At 66.9% G+C, this 17,189-nt stretch carries 14 protein-coding genes; 11 read left to right on the top strand and 3 right to left on the bottom strand.

Annotation, left to right across the window (positions count from 1 at the left end; all coding sequences use genetic code 11):
- Window positions 1–10: 10 nt before the first annotated feature.
- The 3 genes from EBL84_RS16925 to EBL84_RS11545 all read left to right on the top strand — a co-directional run bounded on the left by EBL84_RS16925 (window position 11) and on the right by EBL84_RS11545 (window position 2,488).
- Complete coding sequence (locus tag EBL84_RS16925; protein WP_148040294.1) at window positions 11–490, top strand: hypothetical protein; 480 nt, start codon at window positions 11–13, stop codon at window positions 488–490.
- Window positions 491–512: 22 nt separating this feature from the next.
- Window positions 513–944, top strand: a complete 432-nt coding sequence (locus EBL84_RS11550) for a DUF1810 domain-containing protein (RefSeq protein WP_123140953.1) — start codon at window positions 513–515, stop codon at window positions 942–944.
- 290 nt (window positions 945–1,234) lie between these two features.
- Entirely contained in the window at window positions 1,235–2,488 is a 1,254-nt protein-coding gene (locus EBL84_RS11545) for a transposase (RefSeq protein ID WP_123140952.1), read from the top strand.
- A 110-nt stretch (window positions 2,489–2,598) separates the two neighbouring features.
- On the opposite strand, the gene EBL84_RS11540 is transcribed toward EBL84_RS11545, so the two are convergent.
- The 3 genes from EBL84_RS11540 to nifE all read right to left on the bottom strand — a co-directional run bounded on the left by EBL84_RS11540 (window position 2,599) and on the right by nifE (window position 6,421).
- On the bottom strand, window positions 2,599–3,423 hold the full coding sequence (locus EBL84_RS11540; RefSeq protein ID WP_223807004.1) for a formylglycine-generating enzyme family protein: 825 nt from the start codon (window positions 3,421–3,423) through the stop codon (window positions 2,599–2,601).
- Between the two features lie 350 nt (window positions 3,424–3,773).
- On the bottom strand, window positions 3,774–5,105 hold the full coding sequence (nifN, locus tag EBL84_RS11535) for a nitrogenase iron-molybdenum cofactor biosynthesis protein NifN (RefSeq protein ID WP_123140950.1): 1,332 nt from the start codon (window positions 5,103–5,105) through the stop codon (window positions 3,774–3,776).
- Window positions 5,093–6,421, bottom strand: a complete 1,329-nt coding sequence (gene nifE / locus EBL84_RS11530; RefSeq protein WP_255420156.1) for a nitrogenase iron-molybdenum cofactor biosynthesis protein NifE — start codon at window positions 6,419–6,421, stop codon at window positions 5,093–5,095. The genes nifN and nifE overlap by 13 nt, the downstream gene beginning before the upstream one ends.
- Before the next feature lie 495 nt (window positions 6,422–6,916).
- Between nifE and EBL84_RS11525 the strand changes: the two genes are divergently transcribed.
- From EBL84_RS11525 to katG, 8 genes are all read left to right on the top strand, one after another.
- Window positions 6,917–7,525, top strand: coding sequence for a hypothetical protein (locus tag EBL84_RS11525; RefSeq protein WP_123140948.1), 609 nt, complete (start codon window positions 6,917–6,919; stop codon window positions 7,523–7,525).
- 306 nt (window positions 7,526–7,831) lie between these two features.
- Window positions 7,832–8,863, top strand: coding sequence for an AraC family transcriptional regulator (locus EBL84_RS11520; protein ID WP_123140947.1), 1,032 nt, complete (start codon window positions 7,832–7,834; stop codon window positions 8,861–8,863).
- A 239-nt stretch (window positions 8,864–9,102) separates the two neighbouring features.
- The gene (locus EBL84_RS11515) at window positions 9,103–10,809 is read left to right on the top strand and encodes an AMP-binding protein (RefSeq protein ID WP_123140946.1); all 1,707 of its coding nucleotides are present in this window, start codon (window positions 9,103–9,105) and stop codon (window positions 10,807–10,809) included.
- A 19-nt stretch (window positions 10,810–10,828) separates the two neighbouring features.
- The gene (locus tag EBL84_RS11510; protein WP_123140945.1) at window positions 10,829–11,590 is read left to right on the top strand and encodes an SDR family NAD(P)-dependent oxidoreductase; all 762 of its coding nucleotides are present in this window, start codon (window positions 10,829–10,831) and stop codon (window positions 11,588–11,590) included.
- 10 nt (window positions 11,591–11,600) lie between these two features.
- Window positions 11,601–12,788 (top strand): acetyl-CoA C-acyltransferase, encoded by a 1,188-nt coding sequence (locus tag EBL84_RS11505; RefSeq protein WP_190287945.1) that lies wholly within the window; start codon window positions 11,601–11,603, stop codon window positions 12,786–12,788.
- Between the two features lie 13 nt (window positions 12,789–12,801).
- Complete coding sequence (locus EBL84_RS11500; RefSeq protein ID WP_123140943.1) at window positions 12,802–13,929, top strand: acyl-CoA dehydrogenase; 1,128 nt, start codon at window positions 12,802–12,804, stop codon at window positions 13,927–13,929.
- 14 nt (window positions 13,930–13,943) lie between these two features.
- Window positions 13,944–14,717: an enoyl-CoA hydratase-related protein gene (locus tag EBL84_RS11495; protein ID WP_123140942.1), complete on the top strand. Its 774-nt coding sequence runs from the start codon at window positions 13,944–13,946 to the stop codon at window positions 14,715–14,717.
- Window positions 14,718–15,001: 284 nt separating this feature from the next.
- Window positions 15,002–17,176: a catalase/peroxidase HPI gene (gene katG / locus EBL84_RS11490; protein WP_123140941.1), complete on the top strand. Its 2,175-nt coding sequence runs from the start codon at window positions 15,002–15,004 to the stop codon at window positions 17,174–17,176.
- Window positions 17,177–17,189: the final 13 nt, after the last annotated feature.

Genomic DNA, 17,189 nt, shown 5'->3' with positions numbered 1-17,189 from the left:
GAGAAACCTCATGACAACCTATGAATTTGTGACATTGATTCTTCAATTCCTGGTTGCTATTGCAACCTTTGGTGCGCTTTTTGTTTACTACCGGCAACTTCGTGTGATGTCCGGTCAACTTAATTCAATGCAAGAAACAGCAAAAGCACAAAGTGGTTTAGCGCTTGTCGATTTTCTTCAAGAACCTGAGATTCGTGAAGCGCGTCATACAGTCCGTGCTGTCCTATCCACGAAACCTATGGAGCACTGGAGCGGTGAAGAAAAAGATCACGCTTCGCGTGTAACAGCAAACTATGATGTAGCGGGCGCATTAGTGAAATCTGGCCTTGCGCCAGTTGAGCTTGTCGCCGCTAATTGGGGGCCAAGCATAATTCACTGTTACGAAGTTCTAGAGCCCTGGATACAAGAGCATCAAACTCGCCCTGGTGCTCGCGTTTCCTATTGGAGCAACTTTAAATGGCTTTACCATGAGGCAAAGAAATCCTGTTAGGTCTTGGAATAGTTAAACAAATATGTCCGGATTCAATTTAAATCGATTTTCAGAGGCTCAAGATCAAGGCGTTTACGAATCAGCCTTGAGAGAGCTGAGAAATGGGAGAAAAGTAGGCCACTGGATGTGGTTCATTTTTCCTCAAGTTCGGGGTCTGGGGCATAGTTCAACAAGCGTTTATTACAGTATTCAGAGCCTGGATGAAGCCATAGCATATCTATCCAATCCAGTTCTTGGCGATCGGCTCATTCAATCCACAGAAGCTGTGCTCTCACTACCCGGCTGTTCTGCTGAAGAGGTTTTTGGATATCCCGATTATCTTAAATTTCTGTCATCGCTCACACTTTTTGAGCAGGCATCAGGCGAAGGTAGCGTATTTACTAAGGCTCTCGAAAAATACTACAAAGGAAAGAGAGATAAAAAGACGCTTGAAATACTTAAAAATGAAAAATAAACATAACAATGCCATAAAAACGGACCCCAAAAAGAGGGGGGCAGGGTCAGGGCTATCGCATCAAGTGCAAATACGGGAAAGAATAAGGGACACCCACTTACCGTTGACGCTCCCAAGGCCCTCTCCTACGCTTATCCCAACACCCCCAGCGGAGATGCCCCATGACTCGTCCCCGCGCCGCGCTCGTCTCCTTGTCCGATACGCCCTGTCGTTAAGGGACACCCACTTACCGTTGACGCTCCCAAGGCCCTCTCCTACGCTTCTCCCAACACCCCCAGCGGAGATGCCCCATGACCCGTCCCCGCGCCGCGCTCGTCTCCCTCTCTGATACGCCCTGGTATCACGTCGTCACGCGTTGCGTGCGGCGGGCCTATCTCTGCGGCTTCGATCGGTTGACCGGACGGAGCTTCGAGCATCGTCGCGGCTGGGTGGAGTTGCGGTTGCGCCAGCTCGCGGGGGTGTTCGCGATCGATGTGGCGGCCTATGCGGTGATGAGCAATCACGTGCATCTGGTGGTGCGGGTGGATGCCGATCGGGCGGCGGGGTGGTCGGATGCCGAGGTGCTGCGGCGCTGGCGGTGTCTGTTCCGAGGGCCTATGGTGGTGGAGCGGTTTCTGTCGCCTGCGACGCGGGCAGAGATGACCGAGGCGGAGCTGGAGGTGGCCGCGGGATTGGTCGCGACCTATCGGGCGCGGTTGGCGGATCTCTCGTGGTTCATGCGGGTGCTGAACGAGTCGATCGCGCGGATGGCGAATCGGGAGGATGGGGTGCGGGGGCGATTCTGGGAGGGACGCTTCCGTTCACAGGCGATCCTCGACGAGACGGCGCTGCTGGCGGTGATGGCCTATGTCGATCTCAACCCGATTCGGGCGGGGATCGCGGAGACGCCGGAGGAGAGCGCGCATACCGGGATCGCAGCGCGGATTGCGGCCTTGCGGGCGGGCGACGAGGGCACGATGACCGGACAGCAGCTCGACATAGCACACGGCTCAGCTGCAGAGCAGCAACCACCACCAGACGTCCATCCCGACTTGCAACGACCGATTCCCCAGCTAAAGACGATCACGCCCCCCGAGGCTGACGGCGCCTCTCCAGCCAGTCACATATCCACATCGCCTGAGACCGCAGACAACGCCTCACCGAATCCAGACGCCCGCAGCGCTCACCTTTGGGAGACTGTCCTCAATCGCCTGCCCCCTGCCCCACTACTGCCCTTCGGCAACCCCGCCGAGGTCCCCGCGTCGATCCCCTTCACCTTCGACGACTATCTGACCCTCGTCGACTCGCTCGGTCGCGCCCTGCATCCACGCAAGCGCGGGTCGATCCCGGCAGATCTGCCCGACATCCTCACCCGACTCGGTATCGCCCCCGAGCGCTTCGTCGAGCACGCCGGTTTCCTGCTCAAGGGCTTCGGCGCCGCGATCGGCGCGCCGGAGCGGCTGACGGCGCTCGCGGCACGGCGCGAATGTCGCTATCTGCGTGGGGTCCGACGTGCTCGGGCGCTCTTCGCCGGCAACAGCGCACCATCCCTGACGGCTGCTTGAGGGCGCTCGTCCTCGCCCGTGGGAGTATCGGCCTGAACGACCGGCAACCGCGCGTCCGGGGGCGCCCAATCCAACGACGACGGCCAGGTTTCGATCCCGATGGCGTTCGGCTATCGCTCCACCGTCTCGGTCTCGACCGAGCGCGCCAGACGCAGCCCGAAGCCATAGTGGCGGATGTCCGGGCCGTAGCGGAAGCGGAAGGCGGAGCGGGCGCCGTTGGGATAGAGATACCAGGCCCCGCCGCGCGCGATGCGCATCGGCGTGCCGTCGCGCATGCGCTGACAGTCCTGGGTCCAGGCGCTGCCGTCGCTCGGGGCGCCGACATAGTCTGGGTGGGCGCAGTCGGCGACCCACTCCCAGACGTTTCCGTGCACCTCGTAGAGTCCCCAGGGGTTGGCCGGCTTGCTGGCCACCGGATGGGGCTGCTCGCGCGAGGAGAAGAGATGCCAGACGTGGCGGTTCAGCGCTCGCTCATCCTCGCCGTCGCCGAACCAGTAGTCGGTCTGGGTGCCGGCGCGGGTGGCATATTCCCACTCGGCCTCGCTCGGCAAACGATAGCCGCCGCCCAGATCCGGGCGCTGGTTGAGCGCGCGCACGAAGGCCTGGGCGTCCTCCCAGGAGACCTGCTCGACCGGGTTGTCCGGGTCCTTGAAGTGGGACGGGTTCTCGCCCATCACCGCCTGCCATTGCCGCTGGGTGACCTCGGTCTCGGCCAGATAGAAGGGTTGGGCAATGGTGACGCGGTGCACGGGCTGCTCGCCCTTGTCGCAGCGCTGGCGGGTCGTGTCGCAGCCCATCTGGAAGCTGCCGGCCGGGATCAGGCGAAAGGTCATGCCCAGCGCGTTGGTGTCGGTGGCCGGCGGCGCGGCGAGGCTCGCGCCGGTGAGCAACAGGCCGACGAGCAACACGCCGAGCGGGAGGACAGACGGGGGCATCCTGGGGGTCATGGGTGAGACTGCGCGGGTACGAGGTTGGTGAGGGGGCCGATGCGGATCGGGCAAGCGGACCCAAGCGGGTACGACTTCAAGCGCGACCTGCCTGCTGGCGCGCTCGACCATAGGGCGAGCAGCGGCCGCTTCGCGGAGCAATGATTCTTGTCGGGATTATCGGCGCTTCTCGGGCGGGCTTACGCTGAGGTTTCGCAATCGGGCGCTGCCCTGCCCCGCTCGATCTGGCGCCGCGATCAGCGGATCACGGCGCCAGCAGCGAATCTCACCGCGCGGCTCACCCGATCGAGGCCCGCGCCCCATCGGATGAACCGCGCGCTTGGTGACGGGATCGCGCGTCAGGCGGCGGCCCCCTGCTGCTTGATCCGTTCACGCGCGTGGTGAACCTCCGACTCCCGCATCCGCTCGGCGGCATTGGCGATGTCAAAGAGGAAGTAGGCCCCGCCCTCGTAGAGCACGTCATTCTTCAGGGCGCTGCCGATCTCCTCATAGTTGGGGAAGCCGCGCATCACCGCGCGCTTTCCCACCCGGTGCGCCAGGGCCTCGGTGTGGAAGTTGCCGATGATGATGTCGTAGTCGTCGCGCAGCTGCTCGGCATCCTCGAGGTCTCCGACGATCACCCGATCGGCCTCGATGTCGCCGAGGACCGGTGAGTCGACCGTGGCGATCGCCAGGGCGACCTTGCCGCCCACCTCGCGCAAGGAGGCTGCCATGGCCGCCAGGTGATCGGGCTCGGCGACCAGCAGGAAGCGGGTCTGTCCGATGGAGAAATGGCTGTCGAGCATGGCGTCCTGAAGGCGCTTGCGCCAGCGCTCCACCACCGCCGGAGGGGTGTCCCGAGCGCTCGTCTCGAGCAGCCAGGCGACCAGCTCGTCGGTCCCGACCAGACCGCTCACATGGTCGAAGTGTCGATGCCGGATGGCCGGATTCTTCTTCTGCAGGGTCGCGCCGACGGGCTTGACCGAGGCCCCGACGGTGACGACCGCACCCGCGTCCGCCAGCCCCTCGAGTTCGGCGACCGTCACCCCGCCACCGCTCAGCGACGCCTGTTTCTCCCCCAGGTGATTGTCGAGGGAAGAGGACAGATCGGGCACGGCGACGACCTCGAAGCCGAATGCCTCGATGAACTCACGCAGCTTCTCCACCTCGATCGGCTGCATGCTGACGTGGGGGACCAGGACGACCTTGCGCGCGTCGGTGCGCTCGCACGGCTCGGTGAGCTGCTCGATCAGCGCCTGGACGGTCAGCGTCCAGCCGCTCTCCAGCCCGCCCTGGTAGTCGGGGGTATTCACATAGACCAGGGGGGCCTCGATCTTGCTGGCGACGCCGCGGAGGTCGTCCCCCTTGGTCTCGGTCAGCCCGGTGGTATGCACGCCGATCAACGCCGGGGAGACCTTGTCGCCGATGTTCTTGATCGACTCGGTGATGCTGTAGTCGCCGCCATCCAGCACCGCCGTCACATCGGTCACGGCGGTCGTCTGCAGGGCGATGGGCTCGCAGAAATGACGGGTGAACATCACCTTGGTGAAGCTCGCGCAGCCCTGCGCGCCGTGCATCAGCGGCATGCAGCGGTCGACGCCGAGGAACGCCAGGGTCGCACCCATCGGCTGCGAGAGTTTATGCGGGTTGACCTGCAACGGCTTGCCCGTCTTGCGTCTTACTTCTGCCATGGTGCCTTCCTGTCGACCAGTTCGAAGACCGGATTCTGCAGTGAGTTCTTGAGGTCCTCGGCGAGGACCAGGAGCCCGTCGTAACCGCCGTAGCTCTTCTTCTTCTCCTGATTGACGTCGGTGAAGGCGATCCGCTTCTTGATCGCGGTATAGAGCGAGCGACCGCCGGCCAGGAGCAGATGGGCCCCGGTGTCGTCGATCACCTGCGCCTGCTGACTCGCCGGGCTGGTCATCAGGATGGCGTCCTCGCCGAGGTATTGACGCGCCTTGGCCTTGTCGGCCTCGGTCGACTTGCGCACCGAGGTCGCCACCACCTCGATGCCCAGATCCTGCAACGCCGAGGCGATCGACCAGGACTTGTTGCCGCCGGTGTTGAGCACCGCCTTCTTGCCGGCGAAGACCGCCCGGTAGGGGATCAGCTTCTCCTCCAGTCGCGCCTCCTCGCGGGCGATCAGCGCGCGGGTGCGGGCGATCAGGTCGGCATCGCCCAGCGCCTCGGCGATGGCCAGGATGCTGTTCGAGGTATCGGTCATGCCGTAGAAGGAGCAGGAGATCCAGGGAATCCCATATTGTTCCTCCATCTTGCGGGTCATGGAGATCAGCGACTTGGCGCAGACGATCACATTGAGCTTGGCGCGATGGGCGGTGCGGATGCTGGCGATGCGACCGTCGCCGCTGAAGGTCGAGCGCACGCGGATGCCGAGCTCTTCGAGCAGATGACGGTAACGCCACAGCTCGCCGGTGTTGTTGTGCTCGCCGATCAGGTTGATGTCGAAGGGGGTGGTGTCCTCCGGCTCCTTGGTCCCGATCAGGTGGCGCAGCACCGCCTCCCCGGCGATGCGACTGCCCAGATTCTTGGCGCCGACGAAGCCGGGGGCATGCACCGGCACGCAGGGCGTGCCGTGTCTCTCGCTGCCCTGCCTGCAGACGGCGTCGATGTCATCCCCGGTCAGCGCGGTGACACAGGTCGAGTAGACGAAGACGGCCTCGGGCGCATAGTGCGTGATGACATGGTCGATCGCCTCGGCCAGCTTCTTCTCGCCGCTGAAGACGACATCGTTGGTGTTGATGTCGGTGGCGAAGCCGGTCTGGGTCAGGTCGCGACCGGGCCAGCTCGTCGGGGTCAGACGCGTCTCCCAGGCCCCGCCGACGCAGGACATGGGACCATGGATCAGGTGGGCGGCATCGGCGAAGGGAAACAGGGCGATCTGCGCGCCGTCGAGGGCGCAACCGCCGGTGGTGGCCCCGGGCGTGGGCGTGTTGCAAGGTCCTTTCTTGTGGCCCTTGTTGTGTTCGCAGGCGCTCTCGACGAGCAACTCTTTGATTTTCGGTTTTGACGACACGAGCAGGCCTTCCATTCAGAGGGTTCCGGATCGGCAGAATGGCCCTGACGGCGCTTCCCCCGCTTCTTCATCCATCAGTTCAAGAAAGTTGTGAGAAAAGGGACATTCTTCGATGAGAGAAAAGTGACAATCGATCATCAATTTCCCCAGTGACGGCATTGAACGGCCCCGCATGTGAGTCTGCATGCACGATCAATGCCATTTTCAGCTCCTGCTCGATATCGATGGCCCTTGGGGACCGGCGCAGGGATCCCGCCCCGATCCGATCGAGACAGGCCCCCGCACACCTAGCCGATCTCTGCCCGTTCACCGGGCGACGAAAGGTGTCGCCGCACGGTTTCATTTCTCCTCGTCACACGCACATCGACCAGGCAGGCCGTCCGGCTCGTAATCCCCTGGGTTCGAGCAGACGACCTGGAGCGGCCGTTCTCCCCACCACAGATGACATTCAATGGATGGAAGACACCGATGAAACCGACCCGCATGTTGCGACGACTCTCCACACCCGGCGCCCTGGCGCTGATGCTCTCGGCGCCGCTGCAGGCGACCACCGAGCACGACAACGAGGTCTTCTTCGCCATCACCGGGGTGAAGAGCTTCGAGTTCACCGAGACCGGTCACTCGGTAAGCAAAGGTCAGCCCTACAGCGGCGTCACTTCCGGGGTGAGCAAGGACGGGGAAGAGGCACGGATCGTGGTCAAGGCGGGACGCCACAAGACGAAGGCGGTGGCGCAATGGTTCAAGGACGCGGTGAACGCGGGACCGGGGCAGACCCTGGCGTGTGACAGCAAGGGCAACTTCCCCGACGAGCTGAACTTCGCCGTCGAGGGCACACTGGAGATGCAGATCGGCGACAAGCAGATCACCTGCAAGGACATCCTCATCGCCCAGGGCAGTTTCACCACAACCAACAACTGGTGGATGGGTGGACCGCAGATGCAGGGCGCTCACGTCTCGCTGAGCGGCGCCACGCTCCAGACCTGCTCGGCCAAGGGATCGCTGCTGCCGGTGGCGGTGCTCTTCAGCCCACAGACGCCCTGCGCCAATCATTTCAACATCAGCATCGGATCACTCTGAGGGGATGAACACGTCCCGCCTCGGCATCGAGGCGGGACGCGCTCATGCGTCCGGCTTGGCCGTACTGAGTAAAGGGGGAAGAAAAAAAGGACACCCGGAAGAAAGAACCAGTTACTAAGGAGAACCAGTTACTAAGGGACACCCAGTTACTAAGGGACACCCAGTTACCGAGTTATCGCGAGGAAGGAGGGAAAGGAGGGAAAGGGACACCCAGTTATCGAGTTATCGCGAAGCCCCACCCTACGGCACCACCTCGGCCATGTTGTACCATCGGGGTCGGCCCGAGTCAGGACACCCGGTCAGCGCATGCCGTTACGCAAGCCCCCCGAGAAGGACACCATCTCCATGCAGCTGGTTCGCGAGGCGCTGCAACAGTGCTGCGAACCGGGCGCGCCCACCGATGCGCTGCTGGCCGCGGCCGGTATCGATCCCGCGCGCTGGACGTGCAACGACGCCCGCGTCTCGGCCGCCGCCTATGGCCGGCTGTGGCGGCTGCTCGCGCGGCGTCTCGACGACGAGTTCTTCGGCATGAACCCGCGTCGGTTGAAGTGCGGCAGCCTGGCCTTCCTCTGTCGCTCGTCGATGGCGCAGGAGACGCTCGAGGCGGCGCTGGCCTCGGCGCTGGCCTTCCTGTCGCTGATGCTCGATGCGATGTCGGCGCGGCTGGTGCGCCAGCAGGGGTTGGCGGAGATCGTGCTGCACGAGGGGGACGCCCCTCCCCGCCGGGCCTTCACCTATTTCACCTATTGGATGATCGTGCACGGCGCGGCCTGCTGGCTGTCGGGGCGACGGATCCCGATCCTGGCGATCGATCTGCGCTGCCCGGCGCCGGCGTTCTGCGACGACTACCGGGTGATGTTCTCGGAGAACCTGCGTTTCGACCAGCCGCGCACGCGGATGATCGTCTCGGCCGACTGTCTGGACCTGCCGGTCAGGCGCAGCGAGGCCGAACTCGCGCACTTCCTCGCCCAGGCCCCGGCCAACATCCTGGTCAAGTACCGCGACCCGCAGAGCCTGGCGAGCCGGATCCGCAACGATCTGCGCCAGCTGCCCGCCGAGCAGTGGCCGCGGGCCGAGGTCCTGGCGCAGCGGCTGCACATGTCGACCTCGACCCTGCGGCGGCGTCTCGCCGAGGAGGGACAGACCTATCAGGGGCTCAAGGACGGCGTGCGCAAGGAGCTGGCCATCGGCTGGCTGGCCGAGCCGCAGCTCGGTTTCGCCGAGATCGCCGAGCGGCTGGGCTTTGCCGATGTCAGCTCCTTCTACAAGGCCTTCCGCAAGTGGTGTGGCTCGAACCCGGGGCACTATCGCAGCCTGATCCTCGACGCCACGGACTGATCCCGGCCACCAGCCCGCACCCAGCGCGCCCGACGCCCGCCCATCGACCCGAGCGCGCCCCAGCCCATCAGCATATTCGAATAATCGACAAATCCATCCCCTTTGTTCAAATCGCTCAGACAACTTGAGCCCTTCGACCATTGTCCGCCAACCCGCGCCACGCCAGTATCACGACGGCATGACCGCATGCTCCATGCGGATCGATCCCAATCACCAAAAGGACGCGGGGGACACCGGCGATGCGCGACTACCAAGCAGCGATCACGCAGTTCGATCATCGAGGGACCGCCGAGGCGGCGCTCTCGGGCAGCCTCAGGGCGCTCAATGCCTGTATCGAGTGCTGCGACCGACATGCCGACTCCGACGACATCGCCCTGTTCTGGGAGGGCGAGGACGGCCGCAGCGCGACCCATACCTTCGCCGAACTCAGGGACCGCGCCGCACGGCTGGCCAACTTCCTGCGCGCGCAGGGCGTCGGCCAGGGCGACACCGTCGCCGGGCTGCTGCCGCGCCGGGTCGAGCTGCTGATCACCGTGCTCGCCACCTGGCGTCTCGGCGCCGTCTACCAGCCGCTCTTTACCGCCTTCGGGCCCAAGGCGATCGACTACCGGTTGACCACCTCGGGGGCCAGGGTGGTGATCACCGACGGCCACAACCGCGCCAAGCTCGAGGGTATCGAGGCCACGCCCCAGGTCGTCACCATCGACACCCCAACGAATGGACGGGATCACGACTTCTGGACCGTGCTCGAACAGCACTCGAGCGACTGCGCACCGGTGATGCTCGACGGCGAGGCCCCCTTCCTGCTGATGTTCACCTCCGGCACCACCGGACCGGCCAAGGCGCTGCACGTGCCGCTGAAGGCGATCGTCGCCTTCCAGGGCTATATGCGCGACGCGGTGGACCTGCGCCCCGACGACGCCTTCTGGAACATCGCCGATCCGGGCTGGGCCTATGGCGTCTACTTCGGCGTCACCGGTCCGCTGTCGCTGGGGCACGCGACGACCTTCTATGAGGGCCCCTTCACGGTCGAGAGCACCAGCCGGGTGATCGAGAAGTACGGCATCACCAACCTCGCCGGCTCCCCCACCGCCTATCGGCTGCTGATCGCCGGGGGCGAGACCTTCGCCGCGGCGGCGCGCGGTCGGCTGCGCGTGGTCAGCAGCGCCGGCGAGCCGCTGAACCCGGAGGTGATCCGCTGGTTCGCGCGCCAGCTCGATGTGGTCATCCACGACCACTACGGCCAGACCGAACTCGGCATGGTGCTGTGCAACCACCACGCGCTGCGCCATCCGGTGCATCTCGGCTCGGCCGGGTTCGCCTCGCCGGGACATCGCATCGTCGTGCTCGACGAACAACAACGCGAGCTGCCGCCGGGCCAGCCGGGCATCCTCGCGCTCGATCGCAGCCAGTCGCCGCTGTTCTGGTTCGGCGGCTATCTCAACGCGCCGACCAACGCCTTCATCGGCGACTACTACCTCAGCGGCGACACCGTGGAACTCAACCCGGACGGCAGCATCAGCTTCGTCGGGCGCAGCGACGACGTCATCACCACCTCGGGCTATCGCGTCGGGCCCTTCGACATCGAGAGCGCGCTGATCGAGCATCCGGCGGTGGTCGAGGCGGCGGTGGTCGGCAAGCCCGACCCGGAGCGCACCGAGGTGGTCAAGGCCTTCGTGGTGCTCGGCCCGGACCATGAACCGGCGCCCGAGCTGAGCCCGGCAGAGGTCGAGGCCCAAACCGCGGCGCTGGCCGAGGAGCTGCGCCGGCACGTGCGCGAGCGCCTGGCCGCGCACGCCTATCCGCGCGAGATCGAGTTCGTCGCCGAGCTGCCCAAGACCTCCAGCGGCAAGCTGCAGCGCTTCATCCTGCGCAACCAGGAGATCGCCAGGATGCGCGAGGCGACCACCGGGCACCCCGCCGAGGCGCACGCCGCCTCGGCCTGAAGGAAAGAAGGAGAGCAGGATGCAGATCGAAGACAAGGTCTTTCTCGTCAGCGGCGGGGCCTCCGGGCTGGGCGCGGCCACCGCCGAGATGCTGATCGGCGCCGGCGCGCGGGTGATGCTGCTCGACATCGACGCCGCGGCGCTGGCCGAGCGCGCCGAGCAACTCGGCTGTCGCGCCAGCCGCGCCGACATCCGTGACGAGGCCGCGGTCGAGGCCGCGCTCCAGGACACCCTCGCCGCCCACGGCGCCCTGCACGGGCTGATCAACTGCGCCGGGGTCGCGCACGGCGAGAAGATCCTCGGTCGCCGGGGCCCGCACGCCCTGGACGGGTTTCGTCGGGTGATCGACATCAACCTCATCGGCAGCTTCAACCTGATGCGCCTGGCCGCGCCGCTGATCGCCGAGAACGCGCCCGACGCCGACGGCGAGCGCGGGCTGATCGTCAACACCGGCTCGATCGCCGCCGCCGACGGCCAGATCGGCCAGGCCGCCTATGCCGCCTCCAAGGGCGCCGTCGCCAGCCTCACCCTGCCGGCGGCGCGCGAGCTGGCGCGCTTCGGCATCCGCGTGATGACCATCGCCCCGGGCATCTTCGAGACCCCGATGATGGCCGGGATGAGCGAGGAGGTGCGCGCCTCGCTCGCCGCCGGCGTGCCCTTCCCGCCCCGGCTCGGGCGCCCGGCCGAGTACGCCGCGCTGGTCCGCACGATCGTCACCAACCCCATGCTCAACGGCGAGGTGATCCGTCTCGACGGTGCCTTGCGCATGGCCGCCAGATAAAGGAGTCGTCATGATGGACCAGGACCCGATCGTCATCGTCAGCGCCGCCCGCACCCCGATGGGCGGCTTCCAGGGCGTGCTCGGCGGGCTCACCGCCCCGCAGCTCGGCAGCGCCGCGATCGGCGCCGCCGTCGAGCGCGCCGGCATCAGCGCCGACAGTATCGACGAGGTGCTGTTCGGCTGCGTGCTGCCCGCCGGGCTGGGCCAGGCACCGGCGCGTCAGGCCGCGCTCGGCGCCGGGCTGGATCAGTCGACACGCTGCACCACCATCAACAAGATGTGCGGCTCGGGCATGGCGGCGGCCATCCACGGCCACGACATGCTGCTCGCCGGCAGCGCCGAGGTGGTGGTTGCCGGGGGCATGGAGAGCATGTCCAACGCCCCCTATCTGCTCGATCGCGCCCGCGGCGGCTATCGCATGGGGCATGGCCGGGTGCTCGACCACATGTTCCTCGACGGCTTGGAAGACGCCTACGACAAGGGCCGGCTGATGGGCACCTTCGCCGAGGACTGCGCCGCGGCCAACGGGCTCGACCGCGAGACCCAGGACGCCTTCGCCATCGAGTCGCTGACCCGCGCCCAGCGGGCGATCGACGACGGGCGCTTCGGCGACGAGATCACCCCGCTGCAGGTGCGCATCGGCAAGGAACAGCGGCTGATCGTCGACGACGAGCAACCGCCGCGCGCCCGGCTCGACAAGATCCCCGGGTTGCGACCGGCGTTTCGCGAGGGTGGCACCGTCACCGCCGCCAATTCGAGTTCGATCTCCGACGGCGCCGCCGCGCTGATCCTGATGCGCCGCGCCGAGGCCGAGCGCCGCGGGCTGGCGCCGCTGGCGGTGATCCACGGCCACGCCGCCTTCGCCGACGCCCCGGCGCGCTTCCCGGAGGCGCCGATCGGCGCGATCGAGCGGCTGATGCACAAGACCGGCTGGTCGCTCGACACGGTCGACCTGTTCGAGATCAACGAGGCCTTCGCGGTGGTCACCCTGGTGGCGATGCAGAAACTCGCCATCCCCCACGACAAGGTCAACGTCCACGGCGGCGCCTGCGCCCTCGGTCACCCGATCGGCGCCTCGGGCGCGCGCATCCTGGTCACCCTGCTCGCGGCACTGCGCCAGCGCGGTCTGAGGCGCGGCGTGGCGAGTCTGTGCATCGGCGGCGGCGAGGCCACCGCGATGGCCATCGAGTGTCTGTAGGAGGATCCGGCCCATGCTGCCCAACGAAGAACAACGCCTGCTCGGCGAGGCCGCGCGTCAGTTCGCGCAGAAGCGTCTCGCCCCCTTCGCCGCCGAGTGGGACCGCGAGCACCGCTTCCCCGAGGCGGCCATCGCCGAGATGGGAGCACTCGGCTTTCTCGGCATGCTGGTGCCCGAGCAGTGGGGCGGCAGCGACACCGGCTATCTCGCCTATGCCATGGCGCTCGAGGAGATCGCCGCCGGCGACGGCGCCTGCTCGACCATCATGAGCGTGCACAACTCGGTGAGCTGCATGCCGATCCTGCGCTTCGGCGACGCTGCCCAGAAAGACCGCTTCCTCACCCCCATGGCCAGCGGCGAGCTGCTCGGCGCCTTCGCCCTGAGCGAGCCCCAGGCCGGCTCCGACGCGCGCCAGCTCAAGACCCGGGCGCGTCGCGAGGGCGATCACTACGTGCTCGACGGCTGCAAGCAGTTCATCACCTCGGGGCGTAGCGCCGGGGTGGTGATCATCTTCGCCGTCACCGACGCGGCGGCCGGCAAGCGCGGTATCAGCGCCTTCATCGTGCCCACCGACAGCCCCGGCTACAGCGTCAGCCGGGTCGAGGACAAGCTCGGCCAGCGCGCCTCGGACACCTGCCAGCTCCTGCTCGAGGGGGTGCGGGTCCCGGTCGAGAATCGGCTCGGCGCCGAGGGCGAGGGCTACCGCATCGCCCTGGCCAACCTCGAGGGCGGGCGCATCGGCATCGCCGCGCAGTCCGTCGGCATGGCGCGCGCCGCCTTCGAGGCCGCGCGCGACTACGCCCGCGAGCGCGAGAGCTTCGGCAAGCCGATCATCGAGCACCAGGCGGTGGCCTTCCGGCTCGCCGACATGGCCACCCAGATCGCCGTCGCCCGCCAGATGGTGCACCACGCCGCGGCCCTGCGCGATGCCGATCAACCGGCGCTGGTGGAGGCCTCGATGGCCAAGCTGTTCGCCTCGGAGATGGCCGAGCGGGTCTGCTCCTCGGCGCTGCAGACGCTCGGCGGCTACGGCTATCTCAGCGACTTCCCGATCGAGCGCATCTATCGCGACGTCCGTGTCTGTCAGATCTACGAGGGCACCAGCGACATCCAGCGTCTGGTGATCTCGCGCAATCTCTGAGCAGGAGCCGCCCCATGAGCGATCGTCCCATCCAGCTACAGATCCACGACCGCGTCGGTCTGATCACCCTCGAGCGCCCGGAGGCGCTCAACGCACTCGACGCCCGGTTGATCCGCGAACTCAACCACGCGCTCGACGACCTGGAGGCCAACCCGCGGATCGGCTGTATCGTCATCACCGGCTCGGAGCGGGCCTTCGCCGCCGGCGCCGACGTCAAGGAGATCGCCGATCTCGGCTATCCCCAGACCTATGTCGACGACCTCTGCGGCGACAGCGACCGCATCGCCGCCCGGCGCAAGCCGATCATCGCCGCGGTCAACGGCTTCGCCCTCGGCGGCGGCTTCGAGCTGGCGCTGATGTGCGACATCATCCTCGCCGGCGAGGGCGCGCGGTTCGGCCTGCCGGAGACCAACCTGGGGGTGCTGCCGGGGATGGGCGGCACCCAGCGCCTGACCCGCGCCGTGGGCAAGTCCAGGGCGATGGAGATGTGTCTCACCGGACGGCTGATCGACGCCGCCGAGGCCGAGCGCTACGGTCTGGTCGCGCGCGTCGTGCCCGCCGCCCGGCTGCTCGACGAGGCGCTCGACACCGCGCGGCTGATCGCCGCCAAGTCGATCCCGATCAGCATGATGCTCAAGGAGAGCGTCAATCGCGCCTTCGAGGTCGGGCTCACCGAGGGCGTGCGCTTCGAGCGGCGGGTGTTTCACGCCGCCTTCGCCACCCACGACCGGCGCGAGGGCATGGCCGCCTTCATCGCCAAGCGCGAGGCGTGCTTCGAGGACCGCTGAGCCCTCCGTCCCCACCCACGACCCGCCGCGCGGCGGGCCGTGGCCCTGCCCCCTCCCGCCACTGCCGCGCGTTCGCCTCGCCCCTGGCCGGTCCGCGCCCGAGCGGTCCGCACGATTTGCGCATCAACACAAATCATAAAGACCAACCTGATCGCTATTGCCGATGAATCGCATGCGGCCAAACGATTAGCGCCCGATCGCCCCGCCTCCTACGCTGATGCCATACCGCACACGCCGCGACGGCGGTGCATTCCAATCGACGCATCCACGAACGGAGAGCCGCGATGAACCAGCAGACGACCCAGGGGACCGGCACGTGTCCGGTGATGCACGGCGCGAACACCACCGTGGGCGCCACCAACATGGACTGGTGGCCGAAGGCGCTCAATCTCGACATCCTCCACCAGCACGACCGCAAGAGCGACCCGATGGGCGCGGACTTCGACTATCGCAAGGCGCTCGAACAGCTCGACGTCGAGGGCCTCAAGCGCGACCTGCACGCGCTGATGACCGACAGCCAGGCGTGGTGGCCCGCCGACTGGGGACACTATGGCGGGCTGATGATCCGCATGGCCTGGCACGCCGCCGGCAGCTATCGCATCGCCGACGGGCGCGGCGGCGCCGGCACCGGCAACCAGCGCTTCGCCCCGCTCAACAGCTGGCCGGACAACGTCAACCTCGACAAGGCGCGCCGCCTGCTGTGGCCGATCAAGAAGAAGTACGGCAACCGCGTGAGCTGGGCCGACCTGATCGTGCTCGCCGGCACCATCGCCTATGAGTCGATGGGGCTCAAGACCTTCGGCTTCGCCTTCGGGCGCGAGGACATCTGGCACCCCGAGCAGGACATCTACTGGGGCTCGGAGAAGGACTGGCTGGCCCCCACGGACAACCCCGAGAGCCGCTACTCCGGCGAACGCGACCTGGAGAACCCGCTGGCGGCGGTGATGATGGGGCTGATCTACGTCAACCCCGAGGGGGTCGACGGCAACCCCGACCCGCTGCGCACCGCGCAGGACGTGCGCGAGACCTTCGCCCGCATGGCGATGGACGACGAGGAGACCGTCGCCCTCACCGCCGGCGGTCACACCGTCGGCAAGTGTCACGGCAACGGTGATGCCGCCCTGCTCGGCCCCGAGCCCGAGGCCGCCGCGCCCGAGGACCAGGGGCTCGGCTGGATCAACAAGACCACCCGGGGGATCGGTCGCGACGCGGTCACCAGCGGCATCGAGGGCGCCTGGACGACCCACCCGACGCGCTGGGACGAGGGCTACTTCGCCATGCTGCTGGGTCACGAGTGGGCGCTGGCGAAGAGCCCGGCCGGGGCCTGGCAGTGGCAGCCGGTCGAGATCGCCGAGGCCGACCGTCCGGTCGACGTCGAGGACCCGTCGATCCGACGCACCCCGATCATGACCGACGCCGACATGGCGATGAAGATGGACCCGGCCTACCGCAAGATCGCCGAGCGCTTCCACCAGGACCCGGCGTACTTCTCCGAGGTCTTCGCCCGCGCCTGGTTCAAGCTCACCCATCGCGACATGGGTCCCAAGGCGCGCTATATCGGCCCCGACGTCCCCGCCGAGGACCTGATCTGGCAGGACCCGATCCCCGCCGGCCCGACCGACTACGACGTCGAGGAGGTCAAGGCGCGGATCACCGAGAGCGGCCTCGGGATCGGCGAGCTGGTCGCCACCGCCTGGGACAGCGCCCGCACCTTCCGCGGCTCCGACCTGCGCGGCGGCGCCAATGGCGCGCGCATCCGGCTCGCGCCGCAGAAGGACTGGCCGGGTAACGAGCCCGAGCGCCTGGGCCGGGTGCTCGGGGTGCTCGAGGGCATCGCCAAGGCGTCCGGCGCGAGCCTCGCCGACACCATCGTGCTCGCCGGCAACGTCGGGGTCGAGCAGGCGGCGCGCGCCGCCGGGTTCGAGATCCACGTGCCCTTCGCCCGCGGTCGCGGCGACGCCAGCGCGGAGATGACCGACGCCGACTCCTTCGCGCCACTCGAACCCGTCCACGACGGCTACCGCAACTGGCTCAAGCAGGACGACACCGTCAGCCCCGAGGAGCTGCTGCTCGACCGCACCCAGCTGATGGGCCTCACCGCCCCCGAGATGACGGTGCTGATCGGCGGCATGCGGGTGCTCGGCACCAACCACGGCGGCACCCGCCACGGGGTGTTCACCGATCGCGTCGGGGTGTTGAGCAACGACTTCTTCGTCAATCTCACCGACATGGCCTATCGCTGGGAGTCGGCGGGCGAGAACCGCTACGAGATCCGTGAGCGCGCCAGCGGCGAGCTGCGCTGGACTGCGACCCGGGTCGACCTGGTGTTCGGCTCCAACGCCATCCTGCGCGCCTATGCCGAGGTCTACGCCCAGGACGACAACCGCGAGAAGTTCGTCCACGACTTCGTCGCCGCCTGGACCAAGGTGATGAACGCCGATCGTTTCGATCTGGTCTGACACGCCCCCGCCC

It is taken from the genome of Marichromatium sp. AB31 (assembly GCF_003718685.1).
GTDB lineage: Bacteria > Pseudomonadota > Gammaproteobacteria > Chromatiales > Chromatiaceae > Marichromatium > Marichromatium gracile.
The sequence above is the reverse complement of the archived record's forward strand: the minus strand, read 5'-3'. Positions and strand labels throughout refer to the sequence as shown.